Consider the following 23117-nt stretch of genomic DNA (forward strand, 5'->3'; position numbering starts at 1 on the left):
ACAATAAATTCGATTACTTCACGTTTCGCTATGTTAAAATCAAAAAAATTATATGAATTGGTACTTTTATGCACACATATCAAGCAGCTGAAAACGCACTTAAAGATAAAGTTATTTTAATAACAGGCGCCGGTGATGGTATTGGCCGAGTTGCAGCAATTACGTATGCAAAATACGGCGCTACAGTTATCTTATTAGGAAAAACAACTAATAAACTTGAATGTGTTTACGATGAAATTGTTAATGCTGGCTACCCTAAACCTGCAATAGTCCCTATGGATTTAAAAGGCGCAACGAAGCAAAACTACCGTGACCTTGCTGCAACAATCGAATATCAGTTTGGACGCCTTGATGGGTTGCTTAATAATGCAGGTATTTTAGGGTCACTCGGTCCGCTTGAACATTTTTGCTCATCTACGTTCGAAAACATAATGAAAGTAAACGTGACTGCACAAGCAATGATCACTAAAGCACTTTTTCCTGTTCTTCGTAAGTCTAATAATGCATCGATAGTATTTACGTCATCAGGTGTAGGCCGCAAAGGTCGTGAATTTTGGGGGCCTTATGCCATCTCAAAATTTGCAGTGGAAGGTATGATGCAAACATGGGCATGTGAAGTAGGTAAAACGAATATTCGTGTAAACTGTATTAACCCAGGCGCTACTCGCACTTCAATGCGAGCTGCTGCATATCCAGGTGAAGATAGAGACGCGCTTGCTACACCAGAGGATTTAATGCCTACATATTTATATCTAATGAGTGACGATTCTAGTGAAGTTAATGGCGAATCGTTAGATGCTCAAGTAAAAAAGTAATTTAGAGTTTAAATAATTTAAACAGCACATTAAAAAAGCCGCAATTAGCGGCTTTTTTGTGTTCAATAAATAACTAATTGATTATTTACGTTTAGTCGGCTTAACACGCTGATTGTGTTTTTTAACTGCTTTACGAATTTGGTTGATTTTAGCGCGTTTATCTTTGCGTTTTTCAGGCATAACAGAAAGCTTAGTTTGTGTTTCGCGGCCTAATTTAACGGTTTTACGCAAGTAGTTTACTGTTTCTAAATCATACTCCATCCAACCACCTTGTGGCACGCGCTTATCAAGCTCTAGTTTACCGTAACGAATACGAATAAGACGAGATACTTCCGCATCTTGGGACTGCCATAAACGACGAACTTCACGGTTACGCCCTTCATTTAACGTTACGTTAAACCAACGGTTAACACCTTCACCACCCATAGGGGTTACAGTCGTGAATTTGGCTGGACCATCTTCAAGTTCAACACCACGTAGTAAGTTTTTAACCGTCTCGTTGGTTACTTCACCAAATACACGTGCAGAGTATTCACGCTCTACTTCATAGCTTGGGTGCATTAAACGGTTTGCCAGTTCACCATCGTTTGTAAAAAGCATTAAACCCGATGTATTAACGTCTAGTCGACCGACCGCAATCCAGCGATCGCCATCAATACGCGGAAGTCGGTCAAATACAGTACGACGCCCTTCAGGATCTTTACGTGTACTTAATTCACCTTCTGGTTTGTTATACATAATCACACGACAGATTCGGTCTGCTTTTTCTTCGATTTTTACACTGTGTCCGTCAACACGAATCAAATCGGTTTCTTCAACACGGTCACCTAACTTTGCCACTTTACCGTTTACACTAACGCGGTTTGCGTCAATGTATTTTTCCATTTCACGGCGTGAGCCTACGCCTGCACGGGCTAAGACTTTTTGTAACTTTTCACCTTGTATAATACTCATTCGGATGGTTCTCTCACAGAAGGATCGCTCAATAACTGGTTAATTTTACTTTGCTGCTCTGTTGGCAACGCAGGTAAATTTTCAAGCCCAGTTAACGAAAAATAATCTAAAAATTGCTTAGTAGTTGCATATAAAGCCGGCTTTCCCGGAACCTCTTTATGCCCTACCACTTTAACCCACTCTCTTTCGAGTAAGGTTTTAATAATATTCGAACCCGTAGTAACACCTCTTACTTGCTCAATTTCGCCGCGTGTAATGGGCTGCCTGTATGCAATAAGTGATAATGTTTCCAGTAAAGCACGCGAGTATTTTGGTGCGCGTTCTTGCCACAAGTTATTTAACCAAGGGCTTAAACTACTGCATGCCTGAAACCGATACCCACTACCAACTTCAACTAAGCGAATACCACGAGTTTGAAAATGCTCTTGTATTGTATCTATTGCTTCATTTATTCGCACCATAGAAATAGCTAAATCTATTAATACGATGTCTTTGAGGTGGCGTTTACTAACAGGCTTATCTGCAACAAAAATAGCTGCTTCAATGATCTCAACTAGTTGTTCATCACTAATTCGCCGACCCGCCATACACACTCTTAACAAATAAAAATACACAGCCATCTATTATGACAGAACAACACCAAACTAGGAAAATATATCTATCAAATAACTAAATTTAAAACACAAAAAAGCCAGTGACTAGCACTGGCTTTAATCTTACTTACTAAAATGGTAACTATTAGTTACTTTTAAAAGCTTCTAATGCATCATCTTCAGCTACTGCGTTACCGTATTTTTTAATGTAACCCATAAACTCGCTTTTACTGATGCGCTTATCTTGGTTTTTATCCATGTAACCAAAATGATTTGAAATATCATCATCGTTACCTTCAACTACCGAGATATAGCCATTGCTGTCGTTATCTAGACTTGCAAAGCTGCTTTCAATTTTATCGAATTTAGTAATTTCAGCTTTAAATGCCGACTCACTTACTTCAGAATCAGTGGCTACTTTGCCATTATTAAGCTTCATATAAGTGTTAAATTCTTTGCGGCTAATTTCGTTATCCATATTGGTATCAATATTTGAAAAATGGTCCCAAATGCTATCGTCATCAGCTTCAACTTTTGAGATGTAGCCATCGCTATCATTATCTAAACTTGCAAAGTCACTGTCTATTCTTTCAAGACCTTGATTAGATGAACAAGCCGCTAGGCTTAATGATGCTAGAATAGTGGCTGCTAATGTTAACTTTTTCATAAGACGTATCCTTCGTAATTAATTAAATGTCACCCTAGTTAATACAATTCGGATGCCAACAATAGTTAAACCAAATAAATCAAAAGCTTAACGATTTTATAGTATGTTTATTAAACACTTTCAATAAGTTAAGCCTGCAAGCTTTGCAAACACCCTTGTAATTTTTGCAAAAAAATACCTGGTAAAAACCAGGTATTTCAATTTTACTTATATAATTAAACTAATAATTAGATTGCTGCGTTTTGGTAGCGTTTAACAAACTCAGTAACGTTTTGACCATTACATTTTAATGAGTTTAGGTTACCAATTTTTTGACGAACAGGTGCTAAACCTTGTTTTAAAGCCGTCATACATAATTGAGTTTCTTGCTGAGCGTCTTTTGCAAATACTTCTACTTTCTCAACTGATGCGTTGCGTAATGTCGTTTTTTTAGCAATATCACGAATATCTTCACCATTACATAAAATGCTTTTAGAAAAACGAGATAGGTAAACACCGTGCTGGGCAGCTTCTTTACGAGCAACGCTAAAGCCTTCGTTTGCACTTAGTACACATAACTTAGACTCAATTTTGTTATCTTGGCTAAAGTAAGTATTGCTTTGAGCTGACGCAGTTGCAGATGCTAGTAAAGCAGTGGCTAAAAGTAGTTGAGTTTTCATGAGAGATCCTATTTGAACGAGCTAAACAAGTGAATTTCGCGCATTATATATTCAATAAAGTTAAGTTCAATTGAATTTTTTATTTATTTAAATAATTAATATTGTATTCACAATGTTTAAACTTTACCCACCAATTGATCAACATTTGTGCAGCTATTATCTCAATTCAGTCATGTTATGTACGCGTATTTACTGATACAATTTAATCTATTAAATAGAACCAATTTTAAGGTAAATTTTATGAAAGTGATTTCTTTCAATATCAATGGTCTGCGTGCTCGTCTTCACCAATTACAAGCAATTATCGACAAGCATCAACCAGACGTTATTGGCTTGCAAGAGATTAAAGTTCACGACGAAGCATTCCCATTAGAAGATGTACAAAAAATGGGATATCACGTCTACTTTCATGGTCAAAAAGCGCATTATGGCGTAGCTATGTTATGCAAAAAAGAGCCTAAGTCGGTCTTAAAAGGTTTTGCCACCGATACAGATGAATCGCAAAAACGCATGATAAGCGTCACTGTTGAACAAGAAAACGGTCGCGACCTTACTGTTATGAATGGCTATTTCCCACAAGGTGATAATATTAATCACGAAACTAAATTCCCTTATAAACGTCAATTTTATAAAGATTTAATGACACACCTTGAAACCAATCACACACCCGATCAAGACGTCATCGTTATGGGTGATATCAACATATCACCTACCGATTTAGATATTGGTATTGGCGACGTAAATGCTAAACGTTGGTTAAAAACGGGTAAATGTTCTTTCCAACCGGTAGAACGTGAATGGCTTGCAACATTACTTAATTGGGGTTTTAAAGACACCTTTAGAGAGCAAAACCCCGAAACAGACGATCAATACTCGTGGTTTGACTATCGCTCTAAAGGGTTTGTAGATAATCGAGGACTTCGTATAGATGTAGTGCTTGCAACCAATGAGCTTGCAGCACGCTGCATAGATACAGGTATTGATTACGAACTTCGCGGTATTGAAAAACCGTCAGATCATGCCCCTATATGGTCAACATTTAAGTAATTATTATGCTCAGCCTAACAATGCAGGGGCTACTTTGGGCTCTTGTAATTATCATTGCTATTTTAAGCTTTGATAGAGAAACATATAAAACATTGCTTAATACGCCAGTCCGTCAAACTGGTGTGCTTGCGTGTGCGTTAGTGTTTGCAGTACTTTGGCGAATAAAGGCTGGCATTTTAACTGGCCTTGATTTACACATACTAGGTGTTACGGCAGCTACATTAATTTTAGGCTGGCGATTGACTATTTTAAGTAGCTTACTTGCCACAGCCCTACTGGCTGCCTTTGGTCAAATTGAGCTTGAACTGTTACCAGTACAACTGCTTATTGGTGCGTTTGTTCCTATAATATTGAGCTATCTTGGCTTTATAATTAGTTACCAATATTTACCTCGTCATTTTTTTGTTTATATATTTGTTTGCGCGTTTATAACCGCAGGATTTATAGCCTGTATAAAAATAAGCCTAGGTGCTTTATTTTACTTAGCTATAGGGCAATACAATTGGCAAGAACTTGCAGATAACTACGTTTATTTAAGTGCTATTATTTGGTTTCCTGAAGCTATGCTCAATGGCATGGCTATAACAATTATGATCACCTATCGCCCACATTGGGTAAAAACTTTTTACGATAAGGACTACCTAGGCTCATGAGTCTTGAATATCAATGCCCGCTGTGTAACCTAGCACTTTTGAAAACTGATTCAACACTTCATTGTGCTAACAACCACAGCTTTGATTTTGCTAAAGAAGGCTATGTTAATTTACTGCCTGTGCAACAGAAAAATTCAAAACAACCGGGTGATTCACTTGAAATGGTACAAGCCAGACGTGCATTTTTAGAGCGTGGGTATTATCGTTTTTTACAGCAAAGCCTTAGTGATATAATCAGTAATATAAGTGCGAATACTATTATTGATTTAGGATGCGGTGAAGGGTTTTATACCCAAGCAATCGCGAATAAAACAAATGCTGTTGTATACGGTGTCGACATTTCAAAATCAGCGGTTAGATATGCAGCTAAGCGCTACCCTAATTGCCAATTTAGTGTGGCATCAATCAGCCAAGCGCCCTTTAAAAGCCAATTTGCTGATGTACTTATAAGTGTATTTGCACCTTTGTTTGAGCAAGAGCTTGAACGCCTAGCAAATCAAAACGCAACATTAGTAGTTGCAAGCCCAGGACCTTGTCATTTAAAAGAACTAAAATCGTATATATATTCAGAAGTAAACGAACATACTGAAATAGCCACTCCAAAAGGGTTTCAAAAATCAGAGCAGATCCTTTTAACAGAGCATATAGCGCTTAGCTTTACTGATATTAAAAACTTAATAATGATGACGCCATTTGCATGGAAGTTTAGACCCGAGAACTGGAAAGCACTCGAAGAAAAAGGTGAACACACTGTCACCTTATCGTTTTATATTACTCAGTTTACCAAAATAGATAATGATGTAACTCTCTAAAACTGCTCTTTAGTAAACGCCCTGTCCATTTTATCAAACATATCTTTAAGTAAATTGGCAAGCTCCATATAACGGGGCTTGTTTTCACTTAACTGCGTTTGATATCCATTAGCTGCCATTTTAGTGTACAGCTCGTTATACCATTTTTGCATCGCAGGCTCTAAAGGCGTTTGCGCTCGCTTACCCAACCAAAATAAACCTTGTAATGGTAGCGATATAAAAAATAATGCACTTGCAATGGCTTGCGGTAAAAAATCAGAACCCAAGTAATTTAGCTGAAAAAACAATGTTAGCATGGCTAAGATTGGCATTACTGTAATGGCAAGCTCAGTCGCTCTAATTACTCTAAACTCTAAAAATAAGGGCGCAAGCTCTTTGCGCATTGGCCATTTTTTACCATACAAACGGCCTGTTTGTAGTTGTGACATCACACTTTTTTGCATCATGACTCCTCACAGATACTGCTTTTAAATACAATGGAAAAACGAGCTATACGCAAAGTGTAACACAAAATGAAGGAGTTACACTGTCCGCGCTAAAGAGCTTAAATTTACCATTAAATAGCATACAGTTCTAACTAAAACCCTCTAATTAAGGTAAAGTATTTAACATTACGTTAACTGTTCTGCATTTGATCACTCAATTGTTTTTGCTTTATTTAATACCGTAAGTGTAACGATTACGTATTAACGTTTACTTACTAAATTTGTTTATGGGAATTGAATCTATGCCAACAACCCCTCCTGAATCACAACACGTTTTAGTTTTAAATTGTGGTAGCTCTAGCTTAAAGTTTGCCATTATAGATCCAAATAATGGTTACGAGGTCATCTCTGGTTTGGCTGAACGCTTGGGAAGCGAAGCACCTTCAATAAAATATAAATATAATGGGGCTAAGACCGCTATTAATTTGAAAGCTAACGAAGCTCATGCTGAAGCAATCAATACCCTAGTGGCATTAATTAAATCACATAAATTAGATGAGCACTTAATAGCGGTAGGTCACCGTGTTGTTCACGGTGGTGAACATTTTATACAATCAATACTTATAGACGAAGATGTTATTTCGGGAATTACACAAGCTGCAACACTTGCTCCACTCCACGGGCATGCTAACTTATTAGGCATTTCATCTGCAAAAGAAACTTTTAAAGGATTACCCCAAGTCGCGGTATTTGACACCGCGTTTCATCAAACTATGGATGAAGTCGCTTATCTTTATGCTCTTCCTTATAAGTTATATACCGAGTTTGGCGTAAGGCGTTATGGTTTTCATGGTACAAGCCACTGCTATGTTGCAGATCAAGCCGCTCAGCTATTAAATCAATCCCTTGAAGAAAGTAATTTTATTAGTGCTCATTTAGGTAATGGCTGCTCTGTATGTGCAATAAAAAATGGTAAAAGTGTTGATACAAGTATGGGCTTAACTCCCCTTGCAGGCTTAATTATGGGTATGCGTAGTGGTGATATCGATCCCGGTTTATTTAACTTTTTAACTACACAACTAAACTATAGCGCGCAGCAAATTGACGATTTACTAAATCAAGAAAGCGGTTTACTGGGCATAAGTGGGCTTTCTAACGATTGCCGTACAATTGAAGAAGCTTCGCTTTCTGGGAATCAAAGAGCAACTCTAGCAATTGATATGTTTTGCTACCGGCTAGCCAAACAAATTGCAGCCTACATGGTGCCATTACAGCGCCTAGACGCTGTAATTTTTACTGGTGGTATTGGCGAAAATTCAGATCTTATTCGTAAAAAAGTAATCTCTCAACTTGCCTTTTTAAACATTGATTGTGATGAGCAAGCTAACCTTAATGCGCGATTTGGACAACAAGGGATTATTAGCGCTAAAAAAACAAAAATTAAAGTTATCGTCATACCTACAAACGAAGAGTGGGTAATAGCAAGCGATGCTGCAAATATTGTAAAGGAGCTTTAATATGGCACGTCGTATTATGTTAATTCCTGTTTCTACCGGTGTGGGTTTAACGTCGGTATCAGTTGGTTTAGTGCGTGCACTTGAACAAAAAACAGTTAAAGTTAACTTTTTTAAACCAATAGCTCAGCCTCGTTCTGGTGAAACAGGCCCTGAAAAATCAACGCAAATAGTTACTCAAGGCTCACCTATTAACCCACCAATGCCTTTTGCACTTGATTATGCTGAGCAAATGATTGGCGACGGTAAAGGTGATGACCTACTAGAGGAAATTGTTGAACGCTTTGAAAGTAAAATAAACGACGACGAAGTCGCTATTATTGAAGGTATGGTACCTACTCGTCGCCAACCTTATGCTGGGCGTGTAAACCGCGAAATTGCGCAAACCCTCGGCGCCGAAATTGTATTTGTACTTACTCCAGGTAATTACACCATTACTCAAATAGAAGACCGCCTTGAAATTGCAGCAGGTAACTACGGTGGTATCGATCATCCTCGCGTACTGGGCTGTATTTTTAATAAAGTAAATGCGCCACTTGATGAAGAAGGTCGTGCACGCGCCGATTTAGTCGATGCCTATAAACCTGAAGAGCTTGAAAACGAGTTAAATCGTTTAGCATCCCTACCTATTTTTAAAAAAAATCCGTTTATGTTACTTGGTGCAATCCCGTGGGATTTTGACTTAGTAGCGCCGCGCGTAAAAGACTTAAGCGCATACTTAAAAGCCACGATTATTAACGAAGGCGATATGCTTCATCGTCGTCTGCGCCGTATTACTTTTTGTGCTCGTACGGTTTCAAATATTTTAAATTATTTTACGCCAGGCGCTTTATTAGTAACACCGGGCGATCGCTCTGACATACTTGTTGCTGCGTGCTTATCTGCTATGAACGGCACTAAACTTGGCGCTATATTACTCACCGGTGGTTTTGAGCCAGAGCCACGTATTATGGCCTTGTGTGAGCAAGCCATGAAAACCGGTTTGCCAATACTCGCAACCGATGCAGACACGTGGCGTACATCATTACTACTGCATAACTTTAATATGGAAGTACCAAATGATGATGACCAACGTATTGAAAAAGTAAAAGATCACAACGCAGAGCATATCAATTCAAGCTGGCTAGATACTCTAGCTAAAAGTGTAGGTAAAACTCGTAAGTTATCACCACCCGCATTTCGTTACTTACTTACCACTAAAGCGCGTAAAGCAGGTAAAACCGTGGTTCTACCAGAAGGTAATGAACCTCGTACAATTAAAGCGGCTGCTATTTGTGGTCAACGCGGAATTGCTAAAACTATATTACTAGGCGATCGCGAAGAAATAATGCGTATTGCACAGCAGCAAGGTATTGAGCTAAACGAACATGTAGGTATTATCGAGCCTCAAAGCATTATTAATGATTATATTGCGCCTATGGTCGAAATTCGTAAAAGCAAAGGCCTAACTGCCGTAGTAGCACAAGAGCAACTACAAGATAACGTCGTACTCGGTACAATGATGCTTGAGCAAGGTAAAGTAGACGGTTTAGTATCGGGCGCAGTAAACACTACGGCAAATACAATTCGCCCACCACTGCAATTGATTAGAACAGCACCAGGGTCATCACTAGTATCATCTGTATTTTTTATGCTACTGCCTGACCAAGTATTAGTTTACGGTGACTGTGCGATTAACCCAGACCCTAATGCTGAACAACTCGCAGACATAGCGATTCAATCTGCCGACTCTGCAGCTGCATTTGGCATAGAGCCGCGTGTTGCCATGATCAGCTACAGCACGGGTACGTCTGGTACAGGTGCCGATGTTGAAAAAGTACGTGAAGCCACAAAAATAGCAAAACAAAAACGTCCTGATCTAATTATCGACGGCCCACTACAATACGATGCCGCTATAATGGAAAACGTAGCACTTAAAAAAGCACCTAACAGCCCTGTAGCCGGTAAAGCGACCGTATTTATATTCCCAGATTTAAATACGGGTAATACCACGTATAAAGCAGTACAACGTAGTGCCGACTTGATAAGTATTGGCCCTATGCTGCAAGGTATGCGTAAACCTGTAAACGATTTAAGCCGTGGTGCATTAGTTGATGATATTGTGTATACAATCGCCTTAACTGCCATTCAGGCAGCTCAAACAGAAGCGCTAATTACTCATTAAACGTAACGTGTGCTTTTTATAGCCTAGCTATTATTTATTTAATAATTAACTAGTTAGGTTATTTATACCCTGCAACCCCCATACTTATCCACAGAAATTGTGGGTAAGTTTTTACTCCCTTCTTTTATCTACTTATTTACTGCTGAGTTAGTCGTTGTTACACCTTTAATTTAAAGCCAATAATCTATACTATAAAGCTATCAATATTGCTGTTCGCAGGCTTTTAATGTCAAAACAAACATTACAATTACACAGCACCATTTTATCTATACACAGTTTAGATGTAGATGCCGACATACCTGCGGCACTTTTAAAGCAATCTTTGTTTTTTATTTCTAAAACTCATGATGAACTTTCAATTGTATGCCCAAGCGATTTTGAAGTAAAAAGCCTGGATACCGAACCCGACTGGCAAGCTTTAGAGGTTGTAGGTCCACTTGGCTTTTCGTTAACCGGAATTATGGCTAATATTTCAGGGGTATTAGCGCGCGCTAAAATTTCTATCTTTTCAATCTCAACCTACGATACTGATTATATTCTCATAAAAAAACACACTGCAGAAAATGCTATTTCCGCTTTAAAAAAAGAGGGTTATAACGTGGTGGTAAATTAACTTATGAAAGCTCAAAAAATTGACTATTTAGCTCAAAATAAAACGCCTCTTAATGCAATAAATATTACCAGCCCATTTACAGGTAAAGTAATTGAACTGAATGAGCACCCAGAACCTTTTTTTCGTTTTGGCACTCTGGGCCCTGGTATTATGGTGCAACTAACAAGTCATAAAATTTTAGCACCGTTTGATGGAACTTTATTACAAGTAAAAAATGCAGGTACTGAGTTTATTCTACAAGCTAATAATGGTCTAAAAGTCTTGATTAACTTAACTATTTTTGATTCGCAATCAATTACGCATACCCATATTGCGCAACTCAATGGTAGCAAAATATGCAAAGGTCAACGCCTTGCTTATTTTGATTTACGAGAACTTGATACTCCAATGCTTGCTAGTTTAATTTTACTAAACGGCCATAACCTTGGCACATTTCATTACTCGCATTCGCATGTAAATGCGGGTGAAGACACACTATTAACTATTATTAAGAAGAACTAGATTTATGATCACTCTATACGGCATTAGCAACTGCGATACGATAAAAAAAGCTAAAAAACATTTAACTGATAACAACATCGAATTTACGTTTCATGACTACCGCAAAGATGGTGTAAATGAGCAAATGGTGAGTGATTTTGCAGACAAGCTCGATTGGGAACAACTCGTTAATAAACGTGGAACAACTTATCGCGCATTAACTGATGAGCAAAAACAAAGCCTAACTAAAGAAAGTGCTATCCCATTGTTGGTTGAACAACCTGCCATGATCAAACGTCCAGTACTGGTAAACAATGGCAGTTACCATTTAGGTTTTAAAGCAGCCCAATACGACGAGATTTTTAAATAATGACTAATGACGTAATTCAACTCGCCCAAGCGCTAATCCAACGTGAATCGGTAACGCCCGAAGATGCTGGCTGCCAACAAATGATGAACGATCGCCTTGCTGCAGTTGGTTTTAATATAGAATCATTATTTTTTACCGACACACTTAATACTTGGGCTCGAAAAGGCACACAATCGCCGCACTTTTGTTTTGCAGGTCACACCGACGTTGTACCAACAGGCCCTGAAAAAAATTGGCAACACCCGCCGTTTTCAGGATTAATAAAAGATGGCCTACTGCACGGGCGTGGCGCTGCCGATATGAAAGGCTCATTAGCCGCAATGCTTGTAGCAACAGAGCGTTTTGTTACTAAACATCCAGATCATAAAGGCTCGATTTCTTTTTTAATCACTTCTGACGAAGAAGGACCGTTTATAAACGGCACAACACGTGTAATAGATACACTAGAAGCCCGTGGTGAAAAAATTGATATGTGCCTAGTAGGCGAACCCTCATCACGAGATGTATTAGGTGATGTTGTTAAAAATGGCCGCAGAGGTTCACTTACCGCTTACCTAACGGTTAAAGGCGTACAAGGTCATGTCGCCTACCCACATTTAGCACAAAACCCAATTCATCTAGCAACGCCTGCCCTTACTGAACTTAGCCAAACGGTGTGGGATAACGGAAATGAATACTTCCCTGCTACCAGCTTTCAAATTTCGAATATTAATGGCGGCACAGGTGCTGGTAACGTGATCCCGGGTGATCTAGAAGTACAGTTTAACTTTAGATTTAGCACGCAAGTAACGCATGAGCAATTACAACAGCGTGTAAATGACATTCTACAAAAGCATAACTTAAATTATGAATTAAGCTGGATAGTAAATGGCTTACCTTTTATTACCGAGCACGGCCGGCTTGTTGATGCCACAGTTAACGCAATTAAATCAGTAACCGGTTTAACCACGAATCTAGAAACTACCGGCGGCACATCTGACGGTCGCTTTATTGCACAAACAGGCGCTAAAGTAATTGAACTTGGCCCACGTAACGCCACTATTCATAAAGTAGATGAATGCGTAAGTACCGATGATTTAATAGCCCTTACCGACATTTACGAGCAAATATTAGAGCAACTTTTAGCATAATGGATGTAACTAAACCAACACCAATGATGTGTATCACAGGGCAAAGTGATACACATTTAACTGATATACAAAATCATCGCTTGCACAGCGCTATTATTAACGACTTTTTAGCGCTGCAAAGTGCAGCACAAAAAGCAGGATTTGAGCTTACTATTGCCTCAAGTTTTCGCGACTTTAATCGTCAATCAATTATTTGGAATAATAAGTTTTTAGGTATTCGACCTGTTTATAATAAACAGCAAAAGGTTGTAGATTTAACTAAATTAAATGATGTAGATAAATGCATAGCAATAATGCTCTACTCTGCATTACCTGGGGCAAGCAGGCACCATTTAGGCACCGATTTAGATGTGTTTGATAAAGCTGCGGTAAGTGATGATTATAAACTACAGCTAACACCTGATGAATACCTGCTAGGTGGGCCGTTTGCGCCTTTAAGTAATTGGCTTGATACTAACTTAGATAAATTTGGCTTTTATCGCCCTTACCAGCATGATTTAGGCGGCGTAGCACCTGAGCTTTGGCATATAAGCCATATTAAGCGATCGCAATTATTAGTGAATAAGCTTAGCGAGCAAGTACTTTTTGAATGCATAAAAAACAGTGAACTACAGGGTAAGCAGGCAATACTTGATAACTTACCCGCTATTTATACACGCTTTGTAACAAACGTGAGTCCCCCTTAAAAAGAAGGTTAACTTAAATGATATTAAACCTTCTTTTTATTTAAAATAAATACCAGCACAGCGCCTAATATTAACGAGCTTGCTACTATAAATTCCATTGTTACCTGCTCTGATAAAAACAAGACCCCGGCAACGGCTGCAAGTACAGGTACACAAAGCTGCACAACAGCAGCTTGGGTACTTTTAAGCAGTGGCATAGCCACATACCAAACACTGTAACCAATTCCAGACGCTATCGCACCCGAGGCACATGCAAGCAAAACCCCTTCAATACTCATATTTTTTAAATAACTCATACCAACAAGTAATAAAACAGGGATAGCCACTAAGCTTCTTATAAAGTTAAACCCCGTAGTACGTAGTGGCGATACGCACACTTTACCGCGAATACTGTAAATACCCCATGCCACACCACTGAGTGCCATAAGTGATGCACCTAATAATGAAGGTACAGCAGCAGATGGCAGCATTAAATATACAAACCCACCTAGCGCCACTATAAACGCGCACCACTGAAGCACACTCAACTGCTCTTTTTGATATATACCCCAGCCAATCATAGTGAGTTGCACGGCTGAAAACAAAATCAGTGCACCGGTGCCTGTATCCAGCTCTACGTATGCAATCGAAAAACAAAGTGCATAAACTAATAGGCTTATACTGCTTCGCCAGCTTCCTTTATCGCTTAAAATTGCAGAGTTAAATGCACCTTTACGCTTTAAGTTATGGGTATAAATAGCCATTATAATGCCCAAACACGCAGCACCACTGAGTAAGCGAATAACTGTAAAGTTCCAAGCATCTATATAGCCTTCGGCTAAAGCCATTCTGCAAAAAAGAGAGTTTGCAGCAAACGCAATTAAAGCAATGATTGTGTACAACGTAGCTTTCAAAAAAATTCCTTAGCAATAAAAACAAATTACAGCGTTATTTCAATTAATTAACCTACTAAGCTAAAAACATTGTCATAAGCGCCTATAAAACCGCTAAATGAGCAGCACATTTAAACAGGATTGGTATAACTGTGCAAAGAGAGTATTTAGTTTTAATAAATTAGATCATTTATACTCAAATCTTAGCCGCATTTGCAAAATACGGTGTCTACAACAAAAGATATCCTTTTAGTATTTTTCATATACGACTTAATGAGTAGCAATTACTTCATTTAAAAAATTCATTTATCGTTACGCTTTAGGGATCATTGTATTCAATAAGACCAATAAAGTACCTTAAGCATTTCACTATTGTTACTCAACAAGAAAAATTCACACTTTGTTCACCAATGTCATTTTATATTTCTTTATTAGCAGGCAGTTTTACTCTACGATTTTTTACAATATTTCACACATTTAGCCAAAAATAGTATGTTAATGTATGCAGGTAAATTGAGAGGAGTGCGCAGTGCGCCTAAGTATAATTTTAAGCTTTTGTTGTATTTTAAGTGGGTGTAGCACAATGGGCTTTAATGACCTATTTAATGACTATGCCACGCAAATGACACCAATAAGAAATGCGATCGAGAAAAACAATATCGAAGAAGCGCAATCCCTTATTGCCGATAATAGCACCATGCACAGCAGCTACTTACTCAACCAACTTGAGCAAGCTCGCTTAAACGACTTAGCCAATACGCCACAAGAGGCACAAAGTAAATTTGAGAACGTGTATACGCAAATGCAAAAAAAACGTGAAGCCGCCAAAATACAAGTAAGTGCGGGGCTTGAGCAAAGCAATGCGTTATTTACTAACGACTCAGCCATAACTTATGTGCCACCGGCTTACGAAATGAGTATGCTTCATAGTTATAAAGCACTTAACTACGTATATAAAAATGATGTAGAAGGCGCTTTGGTCGAAATTCGCCGCGCTAATAAAGTACAAGTTGATGCACTAAGCGAAAATAAAACAGATGGCGACTCAACAGTTAAGGAAGCGCAACAGCACTACCCTAGCATGGGCAATGTGACCAGAGACGTGAAAAATGGCTTTCAAAATGCCTACACATTTTATTTATCTGCTTTGCTTTACCAAAGTGCTAAACAGTATGATGATGCTTATATTGATTATAAAAAAGCACTGGCTATACAACCTAACAATATTTATTTACAGCAGGACGTAATGCGCCTTGCTAAAAAACAAGGGTTTGACCAAGACCTAAGCGAATTGAAAAAACGTTTTAGTGATGCACCCACAATTTCTGCAACACAAGGCGAAGTAATTGTTTTATTTGAACAAGGCTTAGTACCAAAACAAGATGAATTTAAACTGCGCTTACCAATTTATTCATCACGCGGCGATGCACGCTTTTACAGCCTTGCAATGCCAGTATATAAAGATAATGCCTATGTACGCCGCCTTAATAATATAAGCATAGATGCACAAAGCTTAGAGCTGAGCCCATTAGTACACATTGAAGCACTTGCAGCAAAAACATTAGAAGATCAAATACCTGCAAAAGTAGCTCGCCAAGTACTTAGATTAGTAGCTAAAGAGAAAGTGCGTGCAGAACTTGCTCGCAGTGCCGGTGATGTAGGCAACATACTTGCTAATATTTATAATTTGGCGTCTGAGCAAGCTGATACACGTAGCTGGCTTACACTTCCAAATCAAATAAGTGTTGCAAGGCAAAGCCTAAATACAGGTGAGCATTCTCTGCATATAGGCACACAAGCACCTATAAATTTTACCGTTAGTAAGCAAGGGTTAACGTTAATTTACTTAACCTCCGTTAATAACTACTTTAATTACCACGTAGTTCAACTTTAGGAGCCATCATGAAATACATAGCGCCATTATTAGCAGTCTTAATGCTCAGTGCATGTTCCAGCAAACCGGTTACATCGGGTATTTCTGTTGAACAAAATAAAAATCAGTTTAATGAGCAATTACGTGTAGATAACCCAGAGCTCGGTAAAAAGCTGGCCATTACTGATGTTAAAACACGTCAAACCAACCAGTTAACCGATGTAGTAGTGACACTTTCGAGCCAGTATAAAAAATCACAGTATTTGCAGTATCAATTTAATTGGTTTGATAAAGACGGCTTTGTTATTAAAGGCAATCATTCACCTTGGCAAGCACTCACCTTATTTGGTTTTGCAAAAACACAATTACCGGGCTTAGCACCTAGCTCTGATGCGGTTACCTTTTCTTTAGCAGTAAGAGAAGTGTCTACCGAATCACAAGAATTTAAAGATTAAAGGAAACAACCATGATCATCAGTAACAAATTTAAAACAGCATCAACTTACGCTTTAGTTGGCTTGAGCGCTTTAGTATTAAGTGGCTGTGCTAATAAAGCCGTAGTAAGTTATGGCGATGCACAAGCAGTAGAAACAACAGATATTAATTTTGGTTCTACCGACTTACAAAAAGTAGCGAGCCAAATGACCGACTCATTACTCAGCTCACCTGTTGTTGGCACAATGACCGTTAATAAACGCCCTGTAGTATTTGTTGAACGTATTAAAAATAAAACCAGCGAGCACATTGATACAGAATCAATCACCGATTCAATCTCAACACAAATGCTACGCAGCGGTAAGTTCCGTTTTGTAGATATGACCCGTGTTGAGTCAGTACGTGAGCAATTAACGTTTCAAAATGAAGATGCTCTTGTTAACCCTGCAACAGCCGTTGCATTTGGTAAACAAATTGGTGCGCAATATATGTTATACGGAAACTTATCAAGCATCGTTAAATCAAATGCCGATAAATCAGACGTATACTACAAATTTACAATGCGTTTAATGGATATGGAAAGCGGCCTAGTTGAGTGGGCAGACGAAACTGAAATTCGTAAAACTAAAGAAAAATCAACCTTTGGCTGGTAGCTAATACCAATCAGCTTATATATGGGGTCTATTTAACGTTAAGAAAATTACGCTAGTACTAGGCAAAAATTTTTGTATTTAGTTGTTCTAAATAAAAAATTTTTAACGACGTTATAGCGCAATTTAATTCGTTAAATTGATCAAAGATTTATGCAGGTTGGTATAAAAGGAGCAAGTTATGAAAGCAATTACTGTATTAATGTGCGTATTACTTACAATTAGCGCACCTACATTTGCTAAATACGAGCGCAACAAAGCAGTGCCTGTTCAGCAAGTTTTATTTGGTGATGTAAAATCGGTACGCAATATTACCGAACAAGAAATCATTCAAGACAAAAACAACGGCTGGAAAACCTTTGGCGGCGCATTACTGGGCGGTGTTGTAGGTAATCAGTTTGGTGGCGGAAGCGGACGCACTGTTGCCACCATACTTGGTTCTATAATAGGTGGTAACGTAGCGCATAATAGTCAGAAAAAAAGTCATTACGAACAAAGTCATTTTGTAGAGTTGTTGATACAAGTTGAAAATGGAGATCAATTTATGGTCGTTCAAGATCAAGACCAATCAATGCGTTTTAGCAAAGGTGACAACGTAAGATTAGTATACTTAACCGACAACACTGTTCGGGTAGATAGCGCGTATTAAATAGTTATGTCTATTGACGTTTAAAACAAAAACGAGCCTAAACTGGCTCGTTTTTTGTTTATTTATTTTTAAATTAAACTTGGCGGTAATCTTTAAAAAAGCGTTTCATTTTTATCATCGCATCCGACAAATCATCTTTGTTTGGTAAAAAGACCAACCTAAAATGATCAGGATCTGGCCAATTAAACGCCCTGCCATGTACAAGTAATATTTTTTCGGCTTTTAGCAAATCGTACATCATCTTTTCATCATCTTTGATGTTAAAAAGTGCTGTATCTACTTTGGCAAACGCATAGAGTGCGCCTTTAGGTTTTTTACAACTAATGCCTTCAATATCATTTAATCCGCGCCATGCAATATCACGCTGCTCATACAAGCGCCCACCCGGGTTTATTAGACTATCAATTGATTGCACGCCGCCCAAAGCCTGTTGAATCGCATACTGTGCAGGTACATTGGCGCACAAACGCATAGATGAAAGTATTTCTAGGCCTTTGCGTAAATCATCCATTACCGAGGTACGACCGCTTAGAACCATCCACCCCATTCTCAGCCCCGCTGCACGGTAGGTTTTAGCTAAACCATTAAAAGTAATAATAGGCACATCGTCGCAAAGTGAGCCGATTGAAGTATGCGTTATACCATCGTATAAAATCTTTTCGTAAATTTCATCGCTCAATAACAGCAGTTTATGTTCACGCGCTATATCAATTAATTGCATTAACAAATCATCACTGTAAACCGCACCCGTAGGATTATTAGGATTAATTAATACCAGAGCTTTAGTTTTAGACGTGATTTTACTTTTTATATCGGCAATATCCGGAAACCAATCTTGCTCTTCATCACATAAATAATGTACCGGATTACCACCCGATAACGTGACCGAAGCAGTCCAAAGTGGATAATCTGGAGCAGGAATAAGCACTTCGTCACCATTATTTAATAGCGCTTGGGTGATCATCTGAATAAGTTCGCTTACGCCATTACCAATATAAATGTTATCTACATCTAAATTATGTAATCCACGTTGTTGGTAGTGTTGATAAATAGCCACGCGAGCTGAATAGAGGCCTTTAGAGTCACAGTAACCTTGGGCTGAATATAAGTTACGAATAATATCGCGGTGCATATCTTCTGGCATATCAAAACCAAAAGCAGCCGGATTACCTATATTCAATTTTAATACTTTTTGACCTTCGTCTTCCATTTTTTTAGCTTGCGCTAAAACCGGCCCACGAATGTCATAACATACACCTTCTAATTTGTGACTCTTTTTAATATCAGACATTTTTACCTCGACTAGTGAGTCTTTAGACTAACCTAGTAAAGGCGCAAAATGCCAGTGTATTTGATGACTTAGTACTGAAATAAATTCACGTTTCAGTTTCAATAATTAACGAGATGCTAACCATTCATTTAGCTTAGCTTGAGAGCCTGTTACTTGAGCCATTAAGCTATTAGATGCGTCGATGGCTTCAGCTAAGTTATCTAGGTTTAAATTTTGTTCAATAACGCGAGATACTTCAGCAAGGCTTGAAGCACCAAACTGAGCAGCGTTAGATTTTAAGCTATGAGAATGACGAATCGCCGCTTCTCTGTCTTTTCCAATGGTTGCTAAAACTTCAGAGCCTAAACGCTCAAACTCCGAGCAGCAAAAATCAAGTGTATCAGCAAACTGCTCACCCAATAACGATTCCATACTCTCTAATGCTGATGTATCAATATTTATTTCTGTCATATTTTAAGCCCTTAAAACAATCCATGTAAATTACAGTTTAATAGTACTACTTTATATTGATGCGTAAAAAAAACCAACTTAATTACCTCATAAATGTATAATTGCGAGGATCATACTGGCAACAAAAAGTTTATTAAATGGCACGCACACTTTGTAATCATTGTAACTTTGCACTTAACACCTGTATTTGCAGCGCAATTACAAATATAAACAACAAAGTTAAGGTTATTATTCTACAGCACCCAAGCGAAGAAAAAATAGCAAAAAATACCGCTAAACTACTCAATTTGTGTCTAACTGATTGCCAAATAGTCAAAGGCGAAAATAATGACGACTTTTCTATTCTTAAATCACTGCCCGTAAGCTCAACTGTTTTGCTCTACCCTAACGAAAACGCTATTAATTTAGACGATAGCGCTGAGCAATCTAATATAAAAAACATCACCCATTTAATCGTGGTTGATGGTACATGGAAAAAAGCCTACAAAATTTTGCAGCTCACCACATTGCTAAATCAATTCAAAACGGTCAGTTTTAAACAGTTACCTAAAAATCGTTATGCTATTCGTAAAGCCCCTAGGGCCGACAGCCTATCCACACTTGAAGCCGTAGCGCATAGTTTGTTTTTAATAGAGCAGTTAAATCCTGCACCACTTTATAATGTGCTTGATGAATTAATACAAAAACAAACCCAACACATGCCCGAGCACGTAAAAGCACGTTACTTAGATTAAATTCGTTACTATATGAAACTTGCAATGCGTAACTACCCTAACAGGCTAAAACGTGGCTTTACCCGCCAAGGCCCCGACTATCGCTTTGACGACCAAGTCGACTTTAGCGATATAAGAGATACCTTTGGCTTTAGGTCAATGGTCGTTGGTAAATGGGTAACTAAAGAAGAGCGCTACATTAGCGCTAATTTAATTTACGATGCACTGGCCGACCTTGCACAAATACTGCATTTACCGCCCAAAGCTATTGGCCTTCGTGGCAAACTTAATTTTGCATTTGGTCATGGCGGTCAAAAAGGTGTACAAGCGCATTATAATGCAGCTTCTCAAACGCTTGCCCTTGCAAAAAATGCAGGCGGTGGTGCACTTGCTCACGAATGGTTTCATGCGTTTGACCATCATATAAGCGAGCATTTATTTGCAGCAAAACCACGATTTGGTTTTGCCTCAAAATTATGGCTTTCAAACACGCCTAATTTATCGCACCCACTTAATAATGCTTTGAACAGTTTTTATAAAAATGTATTTTTAGATGAGCACGGCGTTGATGCTAATAACTTTGTACAAACATGCATAGAACACGATAAAGCTCACAATATGAATTATATGAGTATGCCAGAGGAGCTTGCCGCACGTTGTTTTGAAGCCTGTATTGAGCAGCATTCAAATATAAAAAATAGCTTTTTAGTGGGGGGCTTACAAAGTAGTAATTTAATATACCCAAATGTTGAGCATATTAATAAAGCAAATGAAGCGCTTAACCAGTATTTTGCACTACTGGGTTATGCGCTTCATAAAATGGATTAAATCAGCTCATAAAGTGATGCTTAGCTAAACCATTACCTGTACTAATGGTTAGCGAACTAAATCTAGTAATTTGTTTGTGCTCTGAACATTACAATAACCAAAGCTCAATGCAGCCATAAATGCATGATGAACATTATGTGCAGATACTACCACCCCATTAAATTCAAGATCTAATGTAGCACAAGCATCATGTGCTACATGACATTCATAGCCAAAATCTACTGCAGCACGAGTGACAGCATCAATACACATATGGCTCATAGCACCAACAATAATCAACCTTTCAACGTTGAGCTCTTCTAGTACTCTTTGTAAATCAGTATCACGAAAACTATTTATTTGATGCTTTAAAACGACCGGCTCACCTTCAATTGGAGTAACCGTAGGATGGATTTTCGCACCATCAGAGTTAGGCACAAAGAACGGAGCCTCGTCAGAAGGAAACTCATGACGAACATGAACTACAGGCATACCATTATCACGAAATTGAGCTAGTAGTATTGCTGCATTTTCTGAGGCTTTTTCAGTTCCAGACAGAGGCCATTTAGCTCCTTCGAATGTAGAGTAATAATCGTTTTGTAAATCAATAAGTAGTAATGCTATGTTAGACATAATAATCTCTCTTATGTTGTTTAGGTTATCTGTTGAGACTATTATGCAAAACATCAACTCATTACACCGATGGCGAAATAGCCATAAATCAGTTTAAAAATGACAAAGCATGTTCAGATCACAATTATCGACTACCCCAACGCCCTACAAAGTGCAGTACAAGGCTTTAAAGAGTTATTTTTTTTGGCAAACAGAATAGTTATAGAAAGCCAGCTTGAAGTTCAGTTCTCTGTAAAGGTCATTCAGCCCGATATAGATTTAGATGGGATGAGCCAAAGTGATATTATTATTCTCCCACCAAACTTAGATGGTGATTATTACTACACACCGCAACCCAGATTGTTGCAATATCTTAATGAGGCTCATCGAAAAGGGACTATATTATGCTCTGCTTGCGCCGGTACATTCATACTTGCCAGCACAGGCTTATTAGATAATCGTGTTGCTACAACACATTGGCAATTAGCTGATGAATTTCATGAGGCATTCCCCAAAGTATCTCTTGAGATTGAAAGTTTACTAATTAATGACGGTGATATTATTAGCGCAGGTGGGCTGATGTCATGGATTGATCTAGGGCTAGAAATCGTGGCTCAATTCACAAAACCACACGTTATGCGTACACTTGGAAAGTTTCTTATCGTTGATACGGGTAAAAGAGAACAACGCTATTACGGTAGTTTTTCGCCAAAACTTAATCACGGGAATAAACAAATATTACTAGTTCAGCATTTCATTCAAGCAAATTATAGTAAAACACTGAATGTTTCTGTACTAGCTGCTTTGGCCTGTATGAGCGAGCGAACATTTCTTCGACAATTTACCCATGCCACAACATTAAAGCCGATACAGTATATTCAAAAAATAAGAGTGCAAAAGGCATGTGAGCTATTAGAATCGACCACTCACAGTTTTGAGCGAGTGGCTCTGAATATTGGCTATGACGATGTAAACAGTTTTCGCAAAGTATTTATTAAGATAATCGGATTAAGCCCTACGGCGTTTAAAGAAAGATTTGTTTGAATAGATAGTACCAAAGGGAAGAATCATTAATTACCGTTGTATTCTCACTTCACTATTAAAATAAATGGCTATTATTGTAAATATTGAATTAAAGGTATAAAAATTTCATCTTTATACTTAGCAAACTTGTTGCACCCGCT

General features: G+C 38.3%; 27 protein-coding genes. 18 read left to right on the forward strand and 9 right to left on the reverse strand.

The window, feature by feature from the left end; all coding sequences use genetic code 11:
- The first annotated feature begins 68 nt into the window (after nucleotides 1-68).
- A complete protein-coding gene (locus I6F40_RS00845) occupies nucleotides 69-815 on the forward strand; it encodes a YciK family oxidoreductase (protein ID WP_166376245.1) in 747 nt (248 codons plus the stop codon).
- 81 nt (nucleotides 816-896) lie between these two features.
- Here the strand turns inward: I6F40_RS00845 and rluB are convergent, their stop codons facing one another.
- The 4 genes from rluB to I6F40_RS00865 all read right to left on the reverse strand — a co-directional run bounded on the left by rluB (nucleotide 897) and on the right by I6F40_RS00865 (nucleotide 3688).
- Nucleotides 897-1769: a 23S rRNA pseudouridine(2605) synthase RluB gene (gene rluB, locus I6F40_RS00850; protein ID WP_007582584.1), complete on the reverse strand. Its 873-nt coding sequence runs from the start codon at nucleotides 1767-1769 to the stop codon at nucleotides 897-899.
- Complete coding sequence (gene scpB / locus I6F40_RS00855; RefSeq protein ID WP_166376244.1) at nucleotides 1766-2356, reverse strand: SMC-Scp complex subunit ScpB; 591 nt, start codon at nucleotides 2354-2356, stop codon at nucleotides 1766-1768. The genes rluB and scpB overlap by 4 nt, the downstream gene beginning before the upstream one ends.
- 151 nt (nucleotides 2357-2507) lie before the next feature.
- On the reverse strand, nucleotides 2508-3029 hold the full coding sequence (locus I6F40_RS00860) for an EF-hand domain-containing protein (RefSeq protein WP_197192370.1): 522 nt from the start codon (nucleotides 3027-3029) through the stop codon (nucleotides 2508-2510).
- A gap of 227 nt (nucleotides 3030-3256) precedes the next feature.
- The gene (locus I6F40_RS00865; protein ID WP_166376242.1) at nucleotides 3257-3688 is read right to left on the reverse strand and encodes an exonuclease III; all 432 of its coding nucleotides are present in this window, start codon (nucleotides 3686-3688) and stop codon (nucleotides 3257-3259) included.
- Between the two features lie 240 nt (nucleotides 3689-3928).
- Between I6F40_RS00865 and xthA the strand changes: the two genes are divergently transcribed.
- The 3 genes from xthA to I6F40_RS00880 are packed head-to-tail and all read left to right on the forward strand — an operon-like array spanning nucleotide 3929 to nucleotide 6200.
- Nucleotides 3929-4735, forward strand: coding sequence for an exodeoxyribonuclease III (gene xthA / locus I6F40_RS00870; RefSeq protein ID WP_010554249.1), 807 nt, complete (start codon nucleotides 3929-3931; stop codon nucleotides 4733-4735).
- 5 nt (nucleotides 4736-4740) lie between these two features.
- Complete coding sequence (locus I6F40_RS00875) at nucleotides 4741-5388, forward strand: energy-coupling factor ABC transporter permease (RefSeq protein ID WP_166376241.1); 648 nt, start codon at nucleotides 4741-4743, stop codon at nucleotides 5386-5388.
- Nucleotides 5385-6200 (forward strand): putative RNA methyltransferase, encoded by an 816-nt coding sequence (locus I6F40_RS00880; protein ID WP_197192371.1) that lies wholly within the window; start codon nucleotides 5385-5387, stop codon nucleotides 6198-6200. Before I6F40_RS00875 ends, I6F40_RS00880 begins: the two co-directional genes overlap by 4 nt.
- On the opposite strand, the gene yfbV is transcribed toward I6F40_RS00880, so the two are convergent.
- On the reverse strand, nucleotides 6197-6643 hold the full coding sequence (gene yfbV / locus I6F40_RS00885) for a terminus macrodomain insulation protein YfbV (RefSeq protein WP_007582569.1): 447 nt from the start codon (nucleotides 6641-6643) through the stop codon (nucleotides 6197-6199). The two genes, I6F40_RS00880 and yfbV, sit on opposite strands and share 4 nt — an antisense overlap.
- 284 nt (nucleotides 6644-6927) lie before the next feature.
- Here yfbV and I6F40_RS00890 point away from each other — a divergent pair, with 284 nt between their 5' ends.
- The 7 genes from I6F40_RS00890 to I6F40_RS00920 all read left to right on the forward strand — a co-directional run bounded on the left by I6F40_RS00890 (nucleotide 6928) and on the right by I6F40_RS00920 (nucleotide 13582).
- On the forward strand, nucleotides 6928-8142 hold the full coding sequence (locus tag I6F40_RS00890) for an acetate kinase (RefSeq protein ID WP_197192372.1): 1215 nt from the start codon (nucleotides 6928-6930) through the stop codon (nucleotides 8140-8142).
- 1 nt (nucleotide 8143) lies between these two features.
- On the forward strand, nucleotides 8144-10303 hold the full coding sequence (gene pta, locus I6F40_RS00895) for a phosphate acetyltransferase (RefSeq protein WP_166376238.1): 2160 nt from the start codon (nucleotides 8144-8146) through the stop codon (nucleotides 10301-10303).
- A gap of 226 nt (nucleotides 10304-10529) precedes the next feature.
- Nucleotides 10530-10916, forward strand: a complete 387-nt coding sequence (locus I6F40_RS00900; protein WP_007582563.1) for an ACT domain-containing protein — start codon at nucleotides 10530-10532, stop codon at nucleotides 10914-10916.
- 3 nt (nucleotides 10917-10919) lie between these two features.
- Nucleotides 10920-11417, forward strand: coding sequence for a PTS glucose transporter subunit IIA (locus I6F40_RS00905; protein WP_197175274.1), 498 nt, complete (start codon nucleotides 10920-10922; stop codon nucleotides 11415-11417).
- 4 nt (nucleotides 11418-11421) lie between these two features.
- Nucleotides 11422-11766 (forward strand): ArsC family reductase, encoded by a 345-nt coding sequence (locus I6F40_RS00910; RefSeq protein WP_024590441.1) that lies wholly within the window; start codon nucleotides 11422-11424, stop codon nucleotides 11764-11766.
- Nucleotides 11766-12896 (forward strand): succinyl-diaminopimelate desuccinylase, encoded by a 1131-nt coding sequence (dapE, locus tag I6F40_RS00915; protein ID WP_197192373.1) that lies wholly within the window; start codon nucleotides 11766-11768, stop codon nucleotides 12894-12896. The genes I6F40_RS00910 and dapE overlap by 1 nt, the downstream gene beginning before the upstream one ends.
- On the forward strand, nucleotides 12896-13582 hold the full coding sequence (locus I6F40_RS00920; RefSeq protein ID WP_166376235.1) for a M15 family metallopeptidase: 687 nt from the start codon (nucleotides 12896-12898) through the stop codon (nucleotides 13580-13582). The genes dapE and I6F40_RS00920 overlap by 1 nt, the downstream gene beginning before the upstream one ends.
- 23 nt (nucleotides 13583-13605) lie before the next feature.
- Here the strand turns inward: I6F40_RS00920 and I6F40_RS00925 are convergent, their stop codons facing one another.
- The gene (locus tag I6F40_RS00925; RefSeq protein ID WP_166376234.1) at nucleotides 13606-14475 is read right to left on the reverse strand and encodes a DMT family transporter; all 870 of its coding nucleotides are present in this window, start codon (nucleotides 14473-14475) and stop codon (nucleotides 13606-13608) included.
- Nucleotides 14476-14983: 508 nt separating this feature from the next.
- On the opposite strand from I6F40_RS00925, the gene I6F40_RS00930 reads away from it, so the two are divergent.
- The 4 genes from I6F40_RS00930 to I6F40_RS00945 all read left to right on the forward strand — a co-directional run bounded on the left by I6F40_RS00930 (nucleotide 14984) and on the right by I6F40_RS00945 (nucleotide 18060).
- A complete protein-coding gene (locus I6F40_RS00930; protein WP_166376233.1) occupies nucleotides 14984-16348 on the forward strand; it encodes a COG3014 family protein in 1365 nt (454 codons plus the stop codon).
- An 8-nt stretch (nucleotides 16349-16356) separates the two neighbouring features.
- Entirely contained in the window at nucleotides 16357-16782 is a 426-nt protein-coding gene (locus I6F40_RS00935) for a YcfL family protein (protein WP_007582549.1), read from the forward strand.
- An 11-nt stretch (nucleotides 16783-16793) separates the two neighbouring features.
- Nucleotides 16794-17414 (forward strand): penicillin-binding protein activator LpoB, encoded by a 621-nt coding sequence (lpoB, locus tag I6F40_RS00940; protein ID WP_166376232.1) that lies wholly within the window; start codon nucleotides 16794-16796, stop codon nucleotides 17412-17414.
- A 178-nt stretch (nucleotides 17415-17592) separates the two neighbouring features.
- Nucleotides 17593-18060, forward strand: a complete 468-nt coding sequence (locus I6F40_RS00945) for a glycine zipper 2TM domain-containing protein (protein ID WP_166376231.1) — start codon at nucleotides 17593-17595, stop codon at nucleotides 18058-18060.
- A gap of 73 nt (nucleotides 18061-18133) precedes the next feature.
- Here I6F40_RS00945 and I6F40_RS00950 read toward each other — a convergent pair whose 3' ends face one another.
- Both I6F40_RS00950 and I6F40_RS00955 read right to left on the reverse strand, forming a co-directional pair.
- Nucleotides 18134-19351, reverse strand: a complete 1218-nt coding sequence (locus tag I6F40_RS00950) for a pyridoxal phosphate-dependent aminotransferase (RefSeq protein WP_166376230.1) — start codon at nucleotides 19349-19351, stop codon at nucleotides 18134-18136.
- 105 nt (nucleotides 19352-19456) lie between these two features.
- Nucleotides 19457-19801 (reverse strand): Hpt domain-containing protein, encoded by a 345-nt coding sequence (locus tag I6F40_RS00955; protein WP_007582543.1) that lies wholly within the window; start codon nucleotides 19799-19801, stop codon nucleotides 19457-19459.
- 137 nt (nucleotides 19802-19938) lie between these two features.
- On the opposite strand from I6F40_RS00955, the gene I6F40_RS00960 reads away from it, so the two are divergent.
- Both I6F40_RS00960 and I6F40_RS00965 read left to right on the forward strand, forming a co-directional pair.
- Complete coding sequence (locus I6F40_RS00960; protein WP_024590433.1) at nucleotides 19939-20535, forward strand: tRNA-uridine aminocarboxypropyltransferase; 597 nt, start codon at nucleotides 19939-19941, stop codon at nucleotides 20533-20535.
- A 24-nt stretch (nucleotides 20536-20559) separates the two neighbouring features.
- Nucleotides 20560-21342: a CLCA_X family protein gene (locus I6F40_RS00965; protein ID WP_166376349.1), complete on the forward strand. Its 783-nt coding sequence runs from the start codon at nucleotides 20560-20562 to the stop codon at nucleotides 21340-21342.
- Nucleotides 21343-21390: 48 nt separating this feature from the next.
- On the opposite strand, the gene I6F40_RS00970 is transcribed toward I6F40_RS00965, so the two are convergent.
- Nucleotides 21391-21954 carry a cysteine hydrolase family protein gene (locus I6F40_RS00970; RefSeq protein ID WP_010554235.1) on the reverse strand — a complete coding sequence of 188 codons (564 nt, stop codon included), beginning with the start codon at nucleotides 21952-21954 and terminating at the stop codon, nucleotides 21391-21393.
- A 99-nt stretch (nucleotides 21955-22053) separates the two neighbouring features.
- On the opposite strand from I6F40_RS00970, the gene I6F40_RS00975 reads away from it, so the two are divergent.
- Nucleotides 22054-22977: a GlxA family transcriptional regulator gene (locus I6F40_RS00975; protein WP_166376229.1), complete on the forward strand. Its 924-nt coding sequence runs from the start codon at nucleotides 22054-22056 to the stop codon at nucleotides 22975-22977.
- The last annotated feature ends 140 nt before the right edge of the window (nucleotides 22978-23117 follow it).

Source organism: Pseudoalteromonas sp. SWXJ133, from assembly GCF_015864365.1.
Lineage (GTDB): Bacteria > Pseudomonadota > Gammaproteobacteria > Enterobacterales > Alteromonadaceae > Pseudoalteromonas > Pseudoalteromonas arctica.